The sequence below is a fragment of the Sphingobacterium sp. LRF_L2 genome (genome assembly GCF_965644235.1).
Lineage (GTDB): Bacteria > Bacteroidota > Bacteroidia > Sphingobacteriales > Sphingobacteriaceae > Sphingobacterium.
On the sequence record NZ_CBFFRI010000010.1, the window covers coordinates 223,880 to 241,508 of the forward strand.

At 38.5% G+C, this 17,629-nt stretch carries 14 protein-coding genes; 3 read left to right on the plus strand and 11 right to left on the minus strand.

Annotated elements, in window-relative coordinates; all coding sequences use genetic code 11:
- Positions 1 to 29 precede the first annotated feature (29 nt).
- Entirely contained in the window at positions 30 to 677 is a 648-nt protein-coding gene (locus ACSZOX_RS19680) for a LolA family protein (RefSeq protein ID WP_437921901.1), read from the plus strand.
- Between the two features lie 9 nt (positions 678 to 686).
- On the plus strand, positions 687 to 1,712 hold the full coding sequence (locus tag ACSZOX_RS19685) for a LacI family DNA-binding transcriptional regulator (protein ID WP_437921902.1): 1,026 nt from the start codon (positions 687 to 689) through the stop codon (positions 1,710 to 1,712).
- Here ACSZOX_RS19685 and uxuA read toward each other — a convergent pair.
- Positions 1,709 to 2,881, minus strand: a complete 1,173-nt coding sequence (uxuA, locus tag ACSZOX_RS19690) for a mannonate dehydratase (RefSeq protein ID WP_437921903.1) — start codon at positions 2,879 to 2,881, stop codon at positions 1,709 to 1,711. The genes ACSZOX_RS19685 and uxuA overlap by 4 nt on opposite strands.
- 11 nt (positions 2,882 to 2,892) lie before the next feature.
- Positions 2,893 to 3,714, minus strand: a complete 822-nt coding sequence (locus tag ACSZOX_RS19695) for an SDR family oxidoreductase (RefSeq protein WP_437921904.1) — start codon at positions 3,712 to 3,714, stop codon at positions 2,893 to 2,895.
- Positions 3,715 to 3,865: 151 nt separating this feature from the next.
- Here ACSZOX_RS19695 and ACSZOX_RS19700 point away from each other — a divergent pair, with 151 nt between their 5' ends.
- The gene (locus tag ACSZOX_RS19700; RefSeq protein ID WP_437921905.1) at positions 3,866 to 4,864 is read left to right on the plus strand and encodes a PfkB family carbohydrate kinase; all 999 of its coding nucleotides are present in this window, start codon (positions 3,866 to 3,868) and stop codon (positions 4,862 to 4,864) included.
- A 58-nt stretch (positions 4,865 to 4,922) separates the two neighbouring features.
- Here ACSZOX_RS19700 and rpoC read toward each other — a convergent pair whose 3' ends face one another.
- The 9 genes from rpoC to ACSZOX_RS19745 form a co-directional block, all read right to left on the minus strand.
- A complete protein-coding gene (gene rpoC, locus ACSZOX_RS19705) occupies positions 4,923 to 9,200 on the minus strand; it encodes a DNA-directed RNA polymerase subunit beta' (RefSeq protein WP_437921906.1) in 4,278 nt (1,425 codons plus the stop codon).
- Positions 9,201 to 9,266: 66 nt separating this feature from the next.
- Entirely contained in the window at positions 9,267 to 13,076 is a 3,810-nt protein-coding gene (gene rpoB, locus ACSZOX_RS19710) for a DNA-directed RNA polymerase subunit beta (RefSeq protein ID WP_437921907.1), read from the minus strand.
- A 164-nt stretch (positions 13,077 to 13,240) separates the two neighbouring features.
- Complete coding sequence (gene rplL / locus ACSZOX_RS19715) at positions 13,241 to 13,618, minus strand: 50S ribosomal protein L7/L12 (RefSeq protein WP_002992785.1); 378 nt, start codon at positions 13,616 to 13,618, stop codon at positions 13,241 to 13,243.
- Between the two features lie 76 nt (positions 13,619 to 13,694).
- Positions 13,695 to 14,213 (minus strand): 50S ribosomal protein L10, encoded by a 519-nt coding sequence (gene rplJ, locus ACSZOX_RS19720; protein WP_437921908.1) that lies wholly within the window; start codon positions 14,211 to 14,213, stop codon positions 13,695 to 13,697.
- 2 nt (positions 14,214 to 14,215) lie between these two features.
- The gene (gene rplA / locus ACSZOX_RS19725) at positions 14,216 to 14,914 is read right to left on the minus strand and encodes a 50S ribosomal protein L1 (RefSeq protein ID WP_437921909.1); all 699 of its coding nucleotides are present in this window, start codon (positions 14,912 to 14,914) and stop codon (positions 14,216 to 14,218) included.
- 22 nt (positions 14,915 to 14,936) lie between these two features.
- Positions 14,937 to 15,380, minus strand: coding sequence for a 50S ribosomal protein L11 (rplK, locus tag ACSZOX_RS19730; protein WP_437921910.1), 444 nt, complete (start codon positions 15,378 to 15,380; stop codon positions 14,937 to 14,939).
- Between the two features lie 311 nt (positions 15,381 to 15,691).
- Positions 15,692 to 16,747 carry a hypothetical protein gene (locus ACSZOX_RS19735; protein ID WP_437921911.1) on the minus strand — a complete coding sequence of 352 codons (1,056 nt, stop codon included), beginning with the start codon at positions 16,745 to 16,747 and terminating at the stop codon, positions 15,692 to 15,694.
- A gap of 117 nt (positions 16,748 to 16,864) precedes the next feature.
- On the minus strand, positions 16,865 to 17,284 hold the full coding sequence (locus tag ACSZOX_RS19740; protein ID WP_437921912.1) for a hypothetical protein: 420 nt from the start codon (positions 17,282 to 17,284) through the stop codon (positions 16,865 to 16,867).
- Positions 17,285 to 17,397: 113 nt separating this feature from the next.
- The coding region (locus ACSZOX_RS19745; protein WP_437921913.1) for a transposase at positions 17,398 to 17,629 on the minus strand (232 nt) is incomplete at its 5' end.

A 17,629-nucleotide genomic window follows, 5' to 3' on the forward strand; every position in this document is an offset into this window, starting at 1 on the left:
CATAACAATGAATAAATAAATCTATTCAGATGAAAGCAACATTAACAATCGTCATGCTATTATTGTTCGGAAACTTTGCCGTAAGTTTTGCGCAAACAGATCCCGCTGCAAAAAAATTACTTGATGAAGTTTCGAAAAAATACGATGCTTATAATACTATACAAGCTTCTTTTACCTTTTCTGCCAAGCAAGGAGAAACTGGCGATTATGCAGATAGCGGAACAATCTTCCTGAATAAGCAAAAAAATCAATATCGTATTATTTTGCGTGTACAAGAACTCATCAGTGACGGAAAAACCACCTGGTCGATCTTAAAGGAGGATAAAGAAATACAAGTCTCTGATGCCGAAAATAATGTAGAAACTATTGGTCCAAACAACCTGTTTACCTTTTATAAAAAAGGCTATAAATACCTAACTACAGAAGATGAAAAGGTGGGTTCTGAAATGTTAAAAGTGGTCGAACTAAGTCCTATCGACACACGCACAAACTACTTTAAAATAAAAATCCGCATCAATAAGAATAAACATATACACGATGTTCTTATTTTTGATAAGTCAGGAGGCCGGTATACCTATACTATCCAATCTCTATATGTAAATCACAAGATTTCCGCAACCAACTTCACATTTAACAAGTCAAATTATCCACAGTTCGAAATCGTTGATCTTAGATAATCCATAATTATGGGAAAAACTACACTGAAAAGTCTCGCACAAGCATTGAATATGTCTGTATCTACTGTGTCTAAAGCTTTGAACGACAGTTATGAGATCAGTGCATCAACGAAAAAAAAAGTAAAGGAATTTGCCGAAAAGTATAATTATCAACCCAATGTACTCGCGCAGTTCCTAAAAACAGGAAAAACCCAAACCATAGGCGTTGTATTGCCAAAGATGACTAGTCCCTTCGAATCTCAAATACTGGAGGGAATGCAACAAACGGCAAGTGAACTGCATTACCGGATTGTGATTATGAACACAATGGAGAACGAAGAGCAAGAAAGACAAGCATTACAATCCATGCTTGACAAAGCCGTCGACGGTCTACTTTTCTGTCCTATACATGAACAATCTAATCTGGAGTTGGCCACGCGAATTATGAAAACCACTCCTATTGTTATATTTGACCGCACAAACTATGCTTTGGAAACGCATAAGGTTGGTGTTTTGAACGCTGCAGGTACCTATAATGCCTGTAAACATCTTTTTGAAACGGGACGCAGGAGAATAGCTATTTTTTGTGGAACAAATCAGGGGATAACGGCCAAAAGGCTATCAGGTTATTATGAGGCCCATACAGAACTCGAAGTTCCACTAACACCAGAATATGTTGTATACTGTAATGTAAAAAGTGTAGAAGAACTTCATTTGGAGATGGAACAACACATTCGAACACTATTAAATCTTCCTCATCCTCCAGATGCCATAATTGGTGTCGCAGACACCATAACAACCCATTTACTTGGTGTTCTAGCGAAGTTGAACGTTAAAGTTCCCGACACCTTAGCCGTCATTGGATTTGCAAATACGGACTTAGCATTATCACTCAATCCGTCTTTGAGCACAATTCGACAACCTACCAAAGATATCGGAGAAATATCGATTAAAAAATTAGTGGAAGTAATCAACAAAAGCCATCGAAGCCAAATAGAATGGGAAGACATTAAATTACCCACATCTATTCAGCTTCGACGATCAACACTTGGTTAATCCAAATTTCTAACGACGCCTAATTCAAGTCCGCGTAACTCCGCTAAACCACGCAATCGTCCAATAGCAGAATAACCGGGATTTGTTACTTTAGACAAGTCATCAAGCATTTGATGTCCATGGTCTGGACGAAATGGAATAGGCAATTCACGTTTTTGATTCTCTAGAACCAACTCTTTCATAATGGCATACATATCGACATCTCCATCCAAATGGTCCGCTTCATAGAAACTACCAACTTCGTCCCGTTTTACGTTTCTAAGATGGACAAAATTGACACGATGTTGAACCGCATTAAACATGGCTACCAAATCATTCTTAGGTCCAGCGCCTAATGATCCAGTACAAAAACAAACACCATTAAATGGCCGATCTACTTTCTCAATAATGTATTTAAAATCGGCTATATTACTTGCAATTCTCGGCAGACCTAAAATTGGATAAGGAGGATCATCCGGATGAATGGTCATCTTGACCCCATATTGATCACAAACCTCGGCTATAGACGAGAGGAAATACACGAGATTTTCGCGAAGGCCTTCAAATCCTATTTTCTCGTAAATTTGTATGCTTCGTCTGAGGTCTTCCAATGATGGATCTTTCTCACCAGGGATTCCCATCAAAACATTGCTTTGCAAATGCTTTCTAGCATCATCGTCAAACGCTTCATACTTCTCCTCCGCTTCCTTTACGATCGTTGAAGGATACGATAGACGCGCATCAGGACGTTCTAATATAAAAATATCAAAAATAGCAAGATCAATCCAATCAAAATAAAGTGCTTTCGACCCATCTTTCATGACCAAATCAAGCTGCGTACGGGTCCAATCTAAGACAGGCATGAAATTGTAACAAACAGTCGTAATGCCACACTCCGCCAAATTAACTAATGTCTGTCTGTAATTTTCCAAAAAATGTTCGACCTCATCAGATCGAGTTTTAATGGCCTCGTGCACAGTTACACTCTCTACCACGGACCAAACCAAACCAGCGTCTTCTATGATGCGCTTACGTTCTAAAATATCTTCTTTCGGCCAAATCTCGCCGTGAGGAATATGGTGCAGAGCAGATACAATACCTGTAGCACCAGCTTGCTTTACATCTTGAAGAGAGACTGGGTCATTAGGACCATACCAACGCCATGCTTGTTCTAAAAATCTACTTTTCATTCATCTAAATATTAAACACCAGACCAACTATTAAAGCCTCCATCTACAAAAATCGTCTCCCCGGATACAAAAGCCGAAGCTTCACTCAACAGATACACTAACGTACCTTCTAGCTCCGATGGATCGCCCAAACGTAAAAATGGAGTTCCTTGTACAAACTTTTGTGCACGATCAGTATACGTCCCATCAGGATTGGTTAATAACGTACGATTCTGCTCGGTTAAAAACACACCGGGAGCAATAGCGTTTACACGAATCTTATTCGAATATCGTAAAGCCAGTTCTGTAGCCATCCACTTCGTGAATCCATCAATTCCATGCTTCGCAACGGTATACCCCAAAACGCGGGTTATAGGACGACTCGCGGCCAGAGAAGAAATGTTGATTATAGATCCCACACCATTATTAGCCATCACCTCTCCAAAAATAAGTGTTGGAATCATGGTGCCATATAAATTCAGTTCGATAGCTTTTATGGTATCGCCAATTTTATTATCAAAGATATTTTCATCAGGTCCAATCGTTGCCCCAGGAATATTACCTCCTGCTGCATTTACCAATCCATCAATTGTCCCCCACTTCTCTAGGATAAGATCACGGGCATCACGCATAGACGTTTCGTCCATAACATCTGCTACCACAGCAAATGCTTCACCGGATAGGGTTTCTACAAGTTTAACCCGCTCATCGGCTTTTTCTTTATTCCGTCCAATAATACATAGCTTCGCTCCCGCTTGCGCTAGCGCTTTTACAAAGGCTTTCCCTAAAATTCCCGTACCACCGGTAACCACGATGACCTTTCCTTTTAAAGAGAATTTATCCAAAATATTCATAAATCAATCTTCAGCTTATAATGGTCAATAATACCTATTTTTTTATTGTATTTTGATATTCAAGCCTTCATAATTAACGATAACGATTTCGTAATACACCTAAAAAGATTCAAAAAATAACGCTAATTTAACAGAGAAAAAATATACATTGATGAACCATATATTATCCTTTGGGGAAATTCTGATAAGACAACAAAGTTTAGGTAACAGTTTTTTCGACAAGAAAAACAATCGTTTAGAAATATTTCCGGGAGGATCGGAAGCAAATGTCGCCGCTTCATTAGCACAAATGGGTAATTCAGTAGCCTACTGTAGCGCATTTCCAAACAATGCTTTAGCTGACGAAATATTAACCATACTCCAACAGTTAAAAATAGATACCTCAAAATCAATCATTACCGGTGACCGTCTAGGCTCATACATCCTTATGTCTGCAAACGGTTTATCTAAAGGCGAAGTAATCTACGATCGAAAATATTCAAGTTTTAGTCAACTCACAGCAAATGATATAGATTTTGATAAACTTTTTGATGGTGTGACTTGGTTCCACTGGACAGCATTAACGCCTGCACTCAACCAAGAACTAGCAGATGTGATGGAATTGATACTTCGGGAAGCCGCACGCCGAAATATACAAATATCTGTTGATCTGAATTACCGAAGTCGACTATGGCAATACGGCAAAGCACCTATTGATATTATGCCAAAACTCATTGCATATTGCGATGTTATTATGGGAAATATCTGGGCTGCAAACACGATGTTAGGCATAGCAGTAGATGAACGTCTAGATAGGCAAACAACGAAAGAAGAGTATCTCGCAGCAGCACAAATTTCTGCTAATGAAATACTAACTAAATATCCAAAGTGTAAACATGTAGCTTACACGTTTCGATTTATGGACAGTCCGAACCACAATTTATTTTACGGCACCTTTCATACGCGAGTAGAAAATGTACATTCCAAAACATTAGAGACACTACAGGTTATCGATCGCATAGGGAGTGGCGACGCTTTCATGGCAGGACTCATACATGCCCTAACCAATAATATGAGCGCACAAGCTGTTGTCGATACAGCTACTGCAGCAGGCTTCCATAAGCTGTTTATAAAAGGAGACTTTGGAGACGGACAAATTAGCTGGTTTTAATTTCATAAAAAAAGGGTAGTGAAATAATCACTACCCTTTTTTTTATTTACTTGGAAAACTAGTCTTCTTCTTTAGAAGCTAAAAGTTGATCGTATTCTTCTCGAGATCCCACGATAATATTTCCATACTCTCGTAGACCTGTACCTGAAGGAATAAGGTGTCCAACAATTACGTTTTCTTTCAATCCTAATAAATCATCACGTTTACCAGCGATAGCTGCTTCGTTAAGGACCTTCGTTGTCTCCTGGAAGGATGCCGCAGAAATAAATGACTTCGTACCTAATGATGCACGGGTAATACCTTGCAGTAATGGACTAGAAGTTGCAGAAATTGCATCACGCACATCTACAGTTTTCAAATCTTGGCGTCTCAGGATCGAGTTCTCCTCACGAAGTTTACGCATAGTGACAATCTGTCCAGGGCGTAACGTTTTAGAATCTCCGGCATCGACAACAACCTTCTTATCAAATAAGGAATCGTTTTCTTGCATGAAATCCCATTTGTTTACCGCTTCTCTTTCCAAGAAACGCGTATCGCCTGGATCTTCGATATTCACTTTCTGCATCATTTGGTGAACGATGGTTTCGAAGTGCTTATCGTTGATTTTCACACCTTGCAAACGGTAAACTTCTTGAATACCATTTACAATATATTCCTGTACAGCAGCAGGACCTTTAATCGATAAGATATCCGATGGAGAAATAGAGCCATCTGATAATGGCATACCCGCTTTCACGAAGTCATTATCTTGTACAAGGATATGTTTCGAAAGCGGCACCAAATATTTCTTAATTTGTCCATCTCTAGACTCAATAGAAATTTCACGGTTACCACGTTTCACACCACCCAATGTCACGATACCATCGATTTCAGTTACAACAGCTGGATTAGAAGGATTACGCGCTTCAAACAATTCCGTTACACGTGGAAGACCTCCCGTAATATCTCGGGTCTTACCAGTAGCACGAGGAATCTTCGCTAAGATTGTTCCTTCTTTAATCTTTTGACCGTCCTGAACAGAAACGTGAGCACCCACAGGAATGTTATAAGAACGTAATGTATCACCCACTAAATCAGCAATTTTAATTGTAGGGTTCTTTGTTTTATCACGCGTTTCAATAATAACCTTCTCTTTGTGTCCTGTCTGTTCATCCGACTCGTCACGGAATGTCACTCCTTCAATGATTGCTTCGAATTCAATCTTACCACCAAATTCAGAGATAATTACCGCATTATATGGATCCCAGTCTACTAAGGTTTTTCCTTTTTCAACTTTGTCACCTTCATTTACATATAGGTTCGCACCATAAGGAATCACTTGATTGTAAAGAACTTTCTTCTCATCATTGACAATGCGAATTTCTCCTGAACGTCCAATCACAACTTGATAAGGTCCATCTTCGCCTTCTTTAGCAACAGTACGAACATTTTCAAATTCGATTTTTCCTTCATATTTCGCAACAATACTTGAATCAGCAGCAATGTTAGATGCAGTACCCCCTACGTGGAACGTACGAAGTGTCAGCTGTGTACCTGGCTCACCAACAGACTGAGCAGCAATCACACCGACAGCTTCACCCAATTGAACGCGTTTACCTGATGCCAAGTTACGTCCGTAACAACAAGCACAAACACCACGTTTCGACTCGCATGTTAATACAGAACGAATCTCTACACCTTCAATTCCTGCCGCTTCTATTGCCTCAGCAATCTCTTCCGAAATATCAACGTTTGCAGCAGCAATCAACTCACCTGTCTCAGGATGTAAAACGTCATTAAGCGGTGTACGTCCTAAAATTCTGTCATATAATGGCTCAACAATATCATCGTTTTCTTTAAGTGCTGTTTTGTAAAGACCTCTCAACGTAGCACAATCTTGTTCGACAACAATCATATCCTGCGCTACGTCATGTAGACGACGAGTCAAATAACCCGCATCGGCCGTTTTCAAAGCCGTATCCGCAAGACCCTTACGCGCACCGTGAGTAGAGATAAAGTACTCCAATACGGAAAGGCCTTCTTTAAAGTTCGATAAAATCGGGTTCTCGATGATCTCACCACCCGAAGTACCAGACTTCTGTGGCTTCGCCATCAATCCACGCATACCACACAACTGACGAATTTGCTCTTTTGATCCACGAGCTCCAGAATCCAACATCATGTATACAGAGTTGAAACCTTGATTATCGTTAGAAAGAATATCCATAACGTGTGAAGTCAACTTATTGTTGATACGTGTCCAGATATCGATGATCTGATTGTATCTTTCGTTGTTTGTAATGAAACCCATATTGTAGTTATTCATCACCTCTTCAACTTCACCAGTCGCTTGTGCAATCAAATCAACTTTCGCCGCTGGAATATTCAAATCTTGCAAGTTGAATGACAAACCACCTTTAAAGGCTGTCTGGAATCCTAACTCTTTCATGTCATCCAAGAATTGTGCAGCACGAGCCATACCCGTATTTTTCACAATCTCACCAATAACATTACGTAAAGATTTTTTCGTCAACAACTCGTTGATGAAGCCAACCTCTTCCGGAACAACCTGATTAAAGATAACACGACCTACAGTTGTATCAAGCAACGTATCAACGATCTGCCCGTCTTTATTTTTAACCCTAGTCTTAACCTTAATAAAGGCATGCAAATCAATCTTATTCTCATTCAAGGCAATAATAACCTCTTCAGCAGAATAAAAAATCATATCTTCACCTCTCACTTTATGGCTCTCAACAGATCTGCGCCCTTTAGTAATATAATAAAGACCCAATACCATGTCTTGAGAAGGTACCGTTACAGGAGAACCGTTTGCAGGGTTAAGAATGTTATGAGAAGCCAACATTAAGATTTGCGCTTCCAAAATAGCCGCATTACCTAAAGGTAAGTGAACCGCCATCTGGTCACCGTCAAAATCGGCGTTGAATGCTGTACATACCAATGGGTGTAATTGAATCGCTTTACCCTCTACTAATGTAGGTTGGAAAGCCTGAATACCCAAACGGTGAAGCGTAGGTGCACGATTTAATAATACAGGGTGTCCTTTCAATACATTTTCGAGAATATCCCATACAACCGGATCCTTACGATCGACGATTTTCTTTGCAGACTTCACTGTTTTTACAATCCCTCTTTCAATCATCTTACGGATGATAAACGGTTTGTAAAGTTCCGCTGCCATATCTTTAGGTAAACCACACTCGTGTAATTTCAAGTGAGGACCTACAACAATTACCGAACGAGCCGAATAATCCACACGTTTACCTAATAAGTTTTGACGGAAACGACCTTGTTTACCTTTCAAAATATCAGATAAAGACTTCAATGCACGGTTACCTTCTGTTTTTACAGCGTTCACTTTACGTGAATTGTCAAACAACGAGTCTACCGCCTCTTGAAGCATACGTTTTTCGTTACGTAAGATTACTTCAGGCGCTTTAATTTCGATCAAACGTTTTAGACGGTTGTTACGGATAATCACACGACGGTATAAATCGTTCAAATCCGAAGTCGCAAAACGACCACCATCCAAAGGAACCAATGGGCGCAATTCAGGTGGAATAATTGGAACAATCTTTACAATCATCCATTCAGGACGGTTTTCGATTCTTCCATTAGCACCACGGAAAGCTTCCACAACGTGAAGACGTTTTAACGCCTCATTCTTACGTTGCTGTGAAGTTTCATTAGCTGCTTGGTGACGTAAATCATAAGACAATTGATCTAGATTGATGCGTTTCAACAAATCCTCCAATGCCTCAGCACCCATTCTCGCTACAAATTTCTGAGGATCGGTATCATCTAGATATTGGTTCTCTTTCGGTAAGGTATCTAAAATATCTAAATACTCTTCTTCCGTTAAGAAGTCCATGTAGGAAATGCCATCTTCTTCTTTGATACCCGGTTGGATAACCACGTAACGCTCGTAGTAGATGATCATATCCAATTTCTTGGTTGGAAGACCTAGTAAATAACCAATTTTATTTGGAAGGGAACGGAAATACCAGATGTGCGCTACAGGAACCACCAAGCTGATGTGTCCCATACGCTCACGACGTACTTTCTTCTCCGTAACCTCTACACCACAACGGTCACATACAATACCTTTATAACGGATACGCTTGTATTTACCACAGTGACATTCATAATCCTTTACCGGACCAAAGATACGCTCACAGAATAAACCATCACGCTCTGGCTTGTAGGTACGATAGTTAATCGTCTCTGGTTTTGTAACTTCGCCACTTGAACGCTCCAAAATAGTTTCTGGAGAAGCCAAACTGATCGTAATCGAAGTGAAATTACTTTTAATTTTATTATCTTTTTTGTAAGACATACTTTATAAAAATTAAAGCTGTATGTAGCTGCCTAATTAGATTTGACTCCATTAGGCAGCAACTGATTAATCTAATGTGATATCTAAACCTAAGCCGCGTAACTCGTGTACTAATACGTTAAACGATTCTGGTACCGAAGGTGTAGGAAGATTATTTCCTTTCACAATCGCCTCGTAAGTTTTAGCACGCCCTATTACATCATCGGATTTCACGGTTAAGATTTCTTGAAGGATGTTCGATGCACCAAATGCTTCCAATGCCCAAACCTCCATCTCTCCAAAACGCTGACCACCAAACTGAGCCTTACCACCTAAAGGTTGTTGTGTAATTAACGAGTAAGGACCGATAGAACGAGCATGCATCTTATCATCAACCATGTGACCTAGTTTCAGCATGTAAATAATTCCCACGGTAGTAGGTTGATCGAAACGCTCTCCTGTCAAACCGTTATAAAGATATGTTCTACCAGAAGCAGGTAACTCCGCTTTAGAGATCCATTCTTCCACTTCACCCATTTCAGCACCATCAAAGATTGGAGTAGCGAACTTCATTCCCAATTTCTGACCTGCCCAGCCTAATACAGTTTCATAAATCTGTCCAAGGTTCATACGGGAAGGTACACCTAATGGATTCAATACGATATCGACAGGCGTTCCGTCCGCCAAGAAAGGCATATCCTCATCACGAACAATACGTGCAACAATACCTTTATTACCGTGACGACCAGCCATCTTATCACCAACTTTCAATTTACGTTTTTTAGCTACATAAACTTTAGCCATTTGAACAATACCTGAAGGAAGCTCATCCCCAACAGAAATTGCAAATTTCTCACGTTTGAAAGTTCCCAACTCTTCATTGATCTTAATATTATAGAAGTGAAGAGCTAACTTGATCAACTCATTTTTATCATCGTCAGTTGTCCAACCTGTCGGATTAATATGTGTATAGTCTAAATCCGTTAAGATTTTTTGCGTGAACTTAGCTCCTTTCGGTACCAAAAGCTCTTTATACACATTGTAAACACCTTGACTGGTTTTACCATTTACCACTGTAAATAGCTTTTCAACCAAACGCTCTTTAAGAATTTTAACAGCTCTATCATGTGCTACTTCCAATTTCTCCAAAGCTTTTCTTTCAACTTCTTTGGACATTTTCTTAGCACGAGAGAACAGCTTCGTATCGATAACAACGCCTTTCAATGATGGAGAAGCTTTCAAAGAAGCATCTTTAACATCACCAGCCTTGTCTCCGAAGATTGCACGAAGAAGTTTTTCTTCCGGTGAAGGATCAGACTCCCCTTTTGGTGTAATTTTACCAATAAGGATATCGCCTCCATTCACCTCAGCACCAATACGGATAATACCGTTCTCATCCAAGTCTTTTGTAGCCTCTTCAGAAACATTTGGAATATCAGCAGTTAACTCTTCCTCACCACGTTTTGTATCACGAACCTCTAATTCAAACTCCTCGATATGAAGAGAAGTAAATAAATCCTGAGACACAACACGTTCAGAAATTACAATCGCATCCTCAAAGTTATATCCCTGCCAAGGCATGAATGCAACCTTTAAGTTACGGCCCAAAGCTAACTCGCCATTCTCCGTCGCATATCCCTCACATAATACTTCACCTTTACTTACTTTCTGTCCTTTCGTCACGATAGGTTTCAAGTTGATACAAGTATTCTGGTTGGTTTTCTTGAATTTTGTTAATTTATATGTCTTTACTTCATCGTCGAAAGAAACCAAACGGTCATCTTCCGTACGTTCGTAACGAATTTTGATTTCATTCGCATCTACATATTCAACGATACCATTTCCTTCTGCGTTAATCAACGTACGAGAATCTGATGCCACACGAGCTTCTAGCCCTGTACCAACGATCGGCGCACTTGGACGCAACAAAGGAACTGCCTGGCGTTGCATGTTCGATCCCATCAACGCACGGTTAGCATCATCATGCTCCAAGAAAGGAATCAACGACGCTGCAATAGAAGTAATTTGATTTGGAGCAACGTCCATATAATCCAAGCGCTCAGGCTCGATAATAGGAAAGTCACCCTCGTATCTTGCTTTTACTTTAGGATCTAAGAAGTTACCTTGATCGTCATACTGTGCATTTGCCTGTGCAATTGTTTTATCATCTTCATCCTCTGCAGATAGATAAACAACAGGCTGATCAACAACAACTTTACCCTCAGAAACCTTACGATAAGGAGTCTCGATAAAACCTAAATTATTGATCTTTGCGTGTACAGCCAAAGAAGAAATCAAACCGATGTTTGGTCCCTCTGGTGTTTCAATAGTACACAGACGACCATAGTGTGTGTAGTGAACGTCACGAACCTCGAAACCTGCACGCTCACGCGAAAGACCTCCAGGCCCTAACGCTGACAAACGACGCTTGTGTGTAATCTCCGCCAATGGATTGGTTTGATCCATAAACTGAGACAACTGGTTCGTTCCGAAGAAAGAGTTAATTACCGAAGACAATGTACGCGCATTGATCAAATCCGTAGGTGTAAACACCTCGTTATCACGAATATTCATACGCTCACGAATTGTACGTGCCATACGAGAAAGACCTACACCAAATTGCGCATACAACTGCTCACCAACCGTACGTACACGACGATTTGACAAGTGATCGATGTCATCAACCTCTGCCTTAGAATTAATCAAGTTAATTAAGTACTTAACAATAGCGATGATATCTTCACGTGTTAACACTTTGATATCGTCGGCAGTACCCAATTTCAACTTACGGTTAATGCGGTAACGACCAACATCCCCTAAGTCATAACGTTTGTCAGAGAAAAACAAACGATCAATGATACCACGAGCGGTTTCTTCATCAGGTGGTTCCGCGTTACGCAACTGACGATAGATATGCTCCACAGCCTCTTTTTCAGAGTTTGAAGTATCTTTTTGTAATGTATTATATATAATGGAATAATCCGCGTTGTTTGAAGCGTCTTCTTTCGCAAGGATAATAGATTTAACACCTGCGTCGATAATCAAATCAATGTGGTCTTCCTCTAAAACTGTTTCACGTTCTAAAATAATTTCGTTACGATCGATAGAAACAACCTCTCCTGTGTCCTCATCCACGAAATCTTCGATCCACTTTTTCAATACCCTGGCAGCCAAACGACGACCAACGTATTTTTTAAGACCAGATTTACTTACTTTAACCTCATCTGCAAGATCGAATAATTCTAAGATATCTTTATCTGAATCATAACCGATAGCACGCAACAAAGTAGTAACTGGGAATTTCTTTTTACGGTCGATATAAGCATACATCACGTTGTTCACGTCTGTTGCAAATTCGATCCAAGATCCTTTAAAAGGAATTACCCTTGCAGAATAAAGTTTAGTACCATTTGTGTGTCTACTCTGACCAAAGAAAACACCAGGAGAACGGTGTAATTGAGAAACGATTACACGCTCCGCTCCGTTGATTACGAAGGTACCTTTTGGAGTCATGTAAGGAATAGTTCCTAAATATACATCCTGCACAATTGTTTCGAAGTCTTCGTGCTCTTCATCATTACAAGATAACTTCAATTTTGCTTTAAGAGGAACGCTATACGTCAAGCCACGCTCTATACATTCTTGGATGTCATAGCGAGGAGGATCGATAAAATAATCCAAAAACTCTAGCACGAAGATGTTTCTTGAATCAGAAATAGGGAAGTTTTCTGCGAAAACCTTGAACAGCCCTTCCTGATGGCGATTGTCAGAAGTAGTTTCTAATTGAAAAAACTCCTTGAAAGATTGCAATTGAACGTCCAAGAAATCCGGGTAATCGATTACCTTCTTACTTGTAGCAAAATTCACTCTTTCGTTTTGAATATTATTGTTTGCCAAGGGAATAAGAATTTTAGTTTAAAAAAACTGAGCCAACTATGCTGTAATCATGTTTTTTGTCAAATGTCAGCACCCATTTGACGCATGTAATAATATAAACAGGGAAAGACTCTGTCAAAAATCTTGACAGAGTCTAAACCTTTTAGGTGCTTTAATATGTGAGATTATTTGATCTCAACAACAGCTCCAGCTTCTTCTAATTGTTTTTTCAACGCTTCAGCTTCGTCTTTAGAAACACCAGCTTTCAATTCTTTAGGTGCTCCGTCAACTAAATCTTTAGCTTCTTTCAAACCTAAACCAGCTAAGTCTTTAACTAATTTAACTACTGCTAATTTCTGACCACCAGCTTCTTTCAAGATAACGTCGAATGAAGTTTTCTCTTCTGCAGCAGCAGCGCCACCTTCAGCAGGAGCAGCAGCAACTGCAACAGCAGCAGCAGCAGGCTCGATACCATACTCGTCTTTTAAGATATCAGCTAATTCTTTAACTTCTTTTACCGTTAAGTTAACTAACTGTTCAGCAAGTTGTTTTAAATCTGCCATTTTATTTTGATTTTTGAATGTACTTAAAAAAAAATTGTTTAATTAATGCACGAATGTCTTTTTAGAGAGGTATTCGTTAGCCTCTTTCTTCTAAAGCTTTTACTAATCCTGAAATTGTATTTCCACCTGATTGAAGAGCAGAAATAACATTCTTCGCTGGAGATTGAAGTGCTGCGATAATGTCTGCAACAAGTTCGTCCTTAGATTTAAGGCTAACTAATGCATTCAATTGATCGTCACCTACGAAAGCAGTCTCTTGAATATACGCCGCTTTTAAAACTGGTTTATCACCAGATTTGCGCAATTCTTTAATCAACTTCGCAGGAGCATTTCCTGTTTCAGAGAACAACAATGTAGAAGCACCTTTAAGTACGCTACGTAGTTCTTCTGAATCGATTCCTGCCTCGATAAGTGCTTTCTCGATTAACGAGTTTTTAGCAACTTGAATAATGATTCCTTGATCGAAACACTTACGACGAATATTATTAACTTTGTCTACAGTTAAATCAGCAGTATCAGTGATATAGAAATTACCGTAAGATTTAATCTGTTCGGCCAAAGCTTGAACAATCTCTTGTTTTTCTTCTTTTCTCATGATTAAATTCCTGCTACTGATTTAGTTTCAACATGAATACCAGGACTCATTGTTGAAGAGATGTGAATACTCTTAAAGTATGTTCCTTTTGCTGCAGATGGTTTTAAACGAGAAAGCGTTTGTAACACTTCCAATGCGTTTTCATAAATCTTATCTGCCTCGAAGGACACTTTACCAACTGAAGTGTGGATGATTCCTGTTTTGTCAACTTTGAAATCAATTTTACCGCCTTTAACTTCGGTTACAGCCTTACCTACTTCTGTAGTAACTGTACCAGTTTTAGGGTTTGGCATCAAGTTTCTAGGACCTAAAATACGTCCTAATTTACCAACTTTAGCCATAACGCTAGGCATAGTAATAATGATATCAACGTCAGTCCAACCACCTTCGATTTTGCTGATATAGTCATCAAGACCTACGAAATCGGCACCTGCTGCTTTAGCTTCTTCTTCCTTATCAGGAGTACACAATACTAAAACACGAACAGTTTTACCAGTTCCGTGAGGTAATGTTGCAATACCACGTACCATTTGGTTTGCTTTACGAGGATCCACGCCTAAACGAACGTCGATATCCACAGAAGCATCAAATTTAGTCGTAGTAATCTCTTTTACTAGAGCAGCTGCTTCTAGTAAAGAGTACGCCTTACCAGCTTCAATTTTGGATAGTGCCGCTTTTTGATTTTTTGTTAATCTAGCCACTTTCTTAAACTGATTTCGTTAATTAATTGTTCCAAGGAGCGTTACCAGAAACGGTAATACCCATACTACGTGCTGTTCCAGCCACCATTTTCATGGCAGACTCTACAGTAAATGCGTTCAAATCCGGCATTTTATCTTTAGCGATAACCTCAACTTGCTCCCAAGTGATAGAAGCAACTTTTTTACGGTTAGGCTCACCAGAACCACTCTTCAATTTAGCAGCATCTTTTAATTGTACTGCTACAGGAGGAGTCTTAATGATAAAATCAAAAGATTTGTCGCTGTAAACTGTAATGACAACAGGTAATACTTGTCCTGGTTTGTCTTGCGTACGAGCGTTGAATTGCTTACAGAAATCCATGATGTTCACACCTTTAGCACCTAACGCAGGTCCTACTGGAGGAGATGGATTTGCAGCACCGCCCTTTACTTGTAATTTTACTAACGCACTGACTTCTTTTGCCATTTTGTTTTGAATTTAATTGTTAAATGTTTGTTAGTAAGTTGGAAGCATAACGTAACATTCATTTTTAATCTCACCGATCATGAAGCTTTCACAAACTACGTAACCAAATGAGGTGCAAAGATAATAAGAAAATTTAAATCATGCAAATATGTAACTTTATTTTTTTCAGCAATTTAACTTTGTCTTTACAGGTGTTCTCAATTACATTGTTTTCAAAACAAAAAACCGAATTTCAGAAACCATTCAATTTAATTAAAATATGGTAATCTGTTAAATTCACATCTCTGCATTCAAAAATTATAAATTGATCTCTAGTTACTCAATTTAAGATTTTCACCTATTTGCTTTGCTAAAACATCATTTATAGGAGGGATGTTATAAGCATCTAGCTCTTCCCAAAAAGAACTAGAAAAACTACTTTTATCGTAGGTCTTATTAAAATTCTTTACTAAAGTTGATTCTAACAATTTATATTCCTTAGTAGATAAAAATTCACTGTCCATTACATAAAATTCATTCATAACCTCATATGGAATGTGATCATATTCTGCTTTTCGTTTTATACTTCCAGTGACGAGTTGGTAAACATTTATCAAATCTTTGGGTGAAAGATCTGAAATTTTGTGATTGCGATAATTTTCAATATAAACATCATGTCTTGTTTTAGCCTCTATGCTCAGTATTTTTTCAAGATTAACAGAGTCCGGCAATACTTGATCAACATAGTAGCAAACAGATTGCTGGTCAAGCGAAGGCGAAATATAACCAACGACCTTCTCCTCTTTAATTAGCTCAGTCCTTCTATCATCATAATTCTTTATTTCATACTTTTTTAGGCGATCTGACAATTTTCCAGAAAATATCTCAGCCATTCTAGGAGTAGTGAAAAAGCTCCACATCTTTTTATTGTATTCATCCACAACAGCAGAATCCCGGAAAACACGATAATTTAGTAGTCGATATTTTACTTTTCCATTTTTTAGCGGAATATAAAATTCAACTATTCCATCCGAAAAGTATTTATGTTTCAAATTAAAAGTTTCTAATGAGCGATAATAACCTCTTAAACATAAGAAATCAGCAGCGGGTATCTTCACTATCTCCACTTCCTCCAACTTATTCTCTCGCTGATGCAAAAGAACATTTTGCTTGATTTCTTCCGAAAGAATTTTAAATCTTTGTGTATCATAGGAAATATGTTGCACCGACACATCAATTGGATAAACAATTGATGTCCTTATCTCTGGAATCAACTCCATTTCACCGTTTTTATCTGAAAAACCAATTAAATTTCCATTACTATTATAAATGTTAACAGAAGGCACAGGCAATTTAGTCTCATTATCCAAAAAGACTAGTTGCGCCATTGAATAATGTATAGGAATTAATAAAAACAGAACAACTATTATTTTCGAGCAAAAATTCATAAGATATATATTAAAACTATTTTATCATCATCGTAATACTACAGTAACCTAAATTAGTCATTCTCCCGTAGTTGATCTCACTAGATTAAGTTCGTTTATAATCGATGTATAACATAATGTATCATTGGTAATCCCCTTATCCACATAGAAATTTACATAATTTTTATATAAATTATCTTCGATCCTTATTTGACGATTTACAACCGAGGCCGTATCATTGACTTTACTAATTATAAAATTATATGTCAGCCTTTTACCATTTGACGCAAAACTCTTATCGTTTTTTTCTAATTTGACAATTTGCATAAAATTGTCTTCTTTATTTAAAGCAGATATAAAGTAATCTTTTTTCAGCGCAAAATCAAAAACTGATTTTTCACTGGATTGAATTTTAAATGAATTCCGACCTCTTTCTTGTGCTCGAGTATCATATATCAAACTAATAATTACACTCAAAAGTACAACATACTTTTTCATAAAATACTCTTTTACTCACTAAAAAATATAAGCCCCTCAACAATATAACAAACAAAGAGTGCGTAGATTCTCTTCATTTTTTCAGTCGAGAATGTGTACGCACTCCAATCGTCTTATAAATTTCCAGAGATTATAGCAACAGCACTTGCTAGTTGCTGAACATGAAAGCGGTCTATAACCTGAACAGCATACGGAAAACATTTCTTGGCTATAAGTCCCATGTTGGAAGCTAGATCAAGGGTTATCTCGCTGACTTTTTTGCGTAGCCTAAGCGGTATCCGGGATAGTAAGGGAATCATGGTTTCTGATTTAGTGCCCTGCATGATAGCTACTATGGTGCCTTTT

Bases quoted from the DNA above. Each gene is read 5' to 3' on its own strand.
- ACSZOX_RS19695 (WP_437921904.1), bottom strand. From the start codon at position 3,714: ATGAATATTTTGGATAAATTCTCTTTAAAAGGAAAGGTCATCGTGGTT.
- ACSZOX_RS19685 (WP_437921902.1), top strand. From the start codon at position 687: ATGGGAAAAACTACACTGAAAAGTCTCGCACAAGCATTGAATATGTCT.
- rpoC (WP_437921906.1), bottom strand. From the start codon at position 9,200: ATGTCTTACAAAAAAGATAATAAAATTAAAAGTAATTTCACTTCGATT.
- ACSZOX_RS19740 (WP_437921912.1), bottom strand. From the start codon at position 17,284: ATGAAAAAGTATGTTGTACTTTTGAGTGTAATTATTAGTTTGATATAT.
- rplL (WP_002992785.1), bottom strand. From the start codon at position 13,618: ATGGCAGATTTAAAACAACTTGCTGAACAGTTAGTTAACTTAACGGTA.
- ACSZOX_RS19680 (WP_437921901.1), top strand. From the start codon at position 30: ATGAAAGCAACATTAACAATCGTCATGCTATTATTGTTCGGAAACTTT.
- rplK (WP_437921910.1), bottom strand. From the start codon at position 15,380: ATGGCAAAAGAAGTCAGTGCGTTAGTAAAATTACAAGTAAAGGGCGGT.
- rplJ (WP_437921908.1), bottom strand. From the start codon at position 14,213: ATGAGAAAAGAAGAAAAACAAGAGATTGTTCAAGCTTTGGCCGAACAG.
- ACSZOX_RS19735 (WP_437921911.1), bottom strand. From the start codon at position 16,747: ATGGCGCAACTAGTCTTTTTGGATAATGAGACTAAATTGCCTGTGCCT.
- uxuA (WP_437921903.1), bottom strand. From the start codon at position 2,881: ATGAAAAGTAGATTTTTAGAACAAGCATGGCGTTGGTATGGTCCTAAT.
- ACSZOX_RS19700 (WP_437921905.1), top strand. From the start codon at position 3,866: ATGAACCATATATTATCCTTTGGGGAAATTCTGATAAGACAACAAAGT.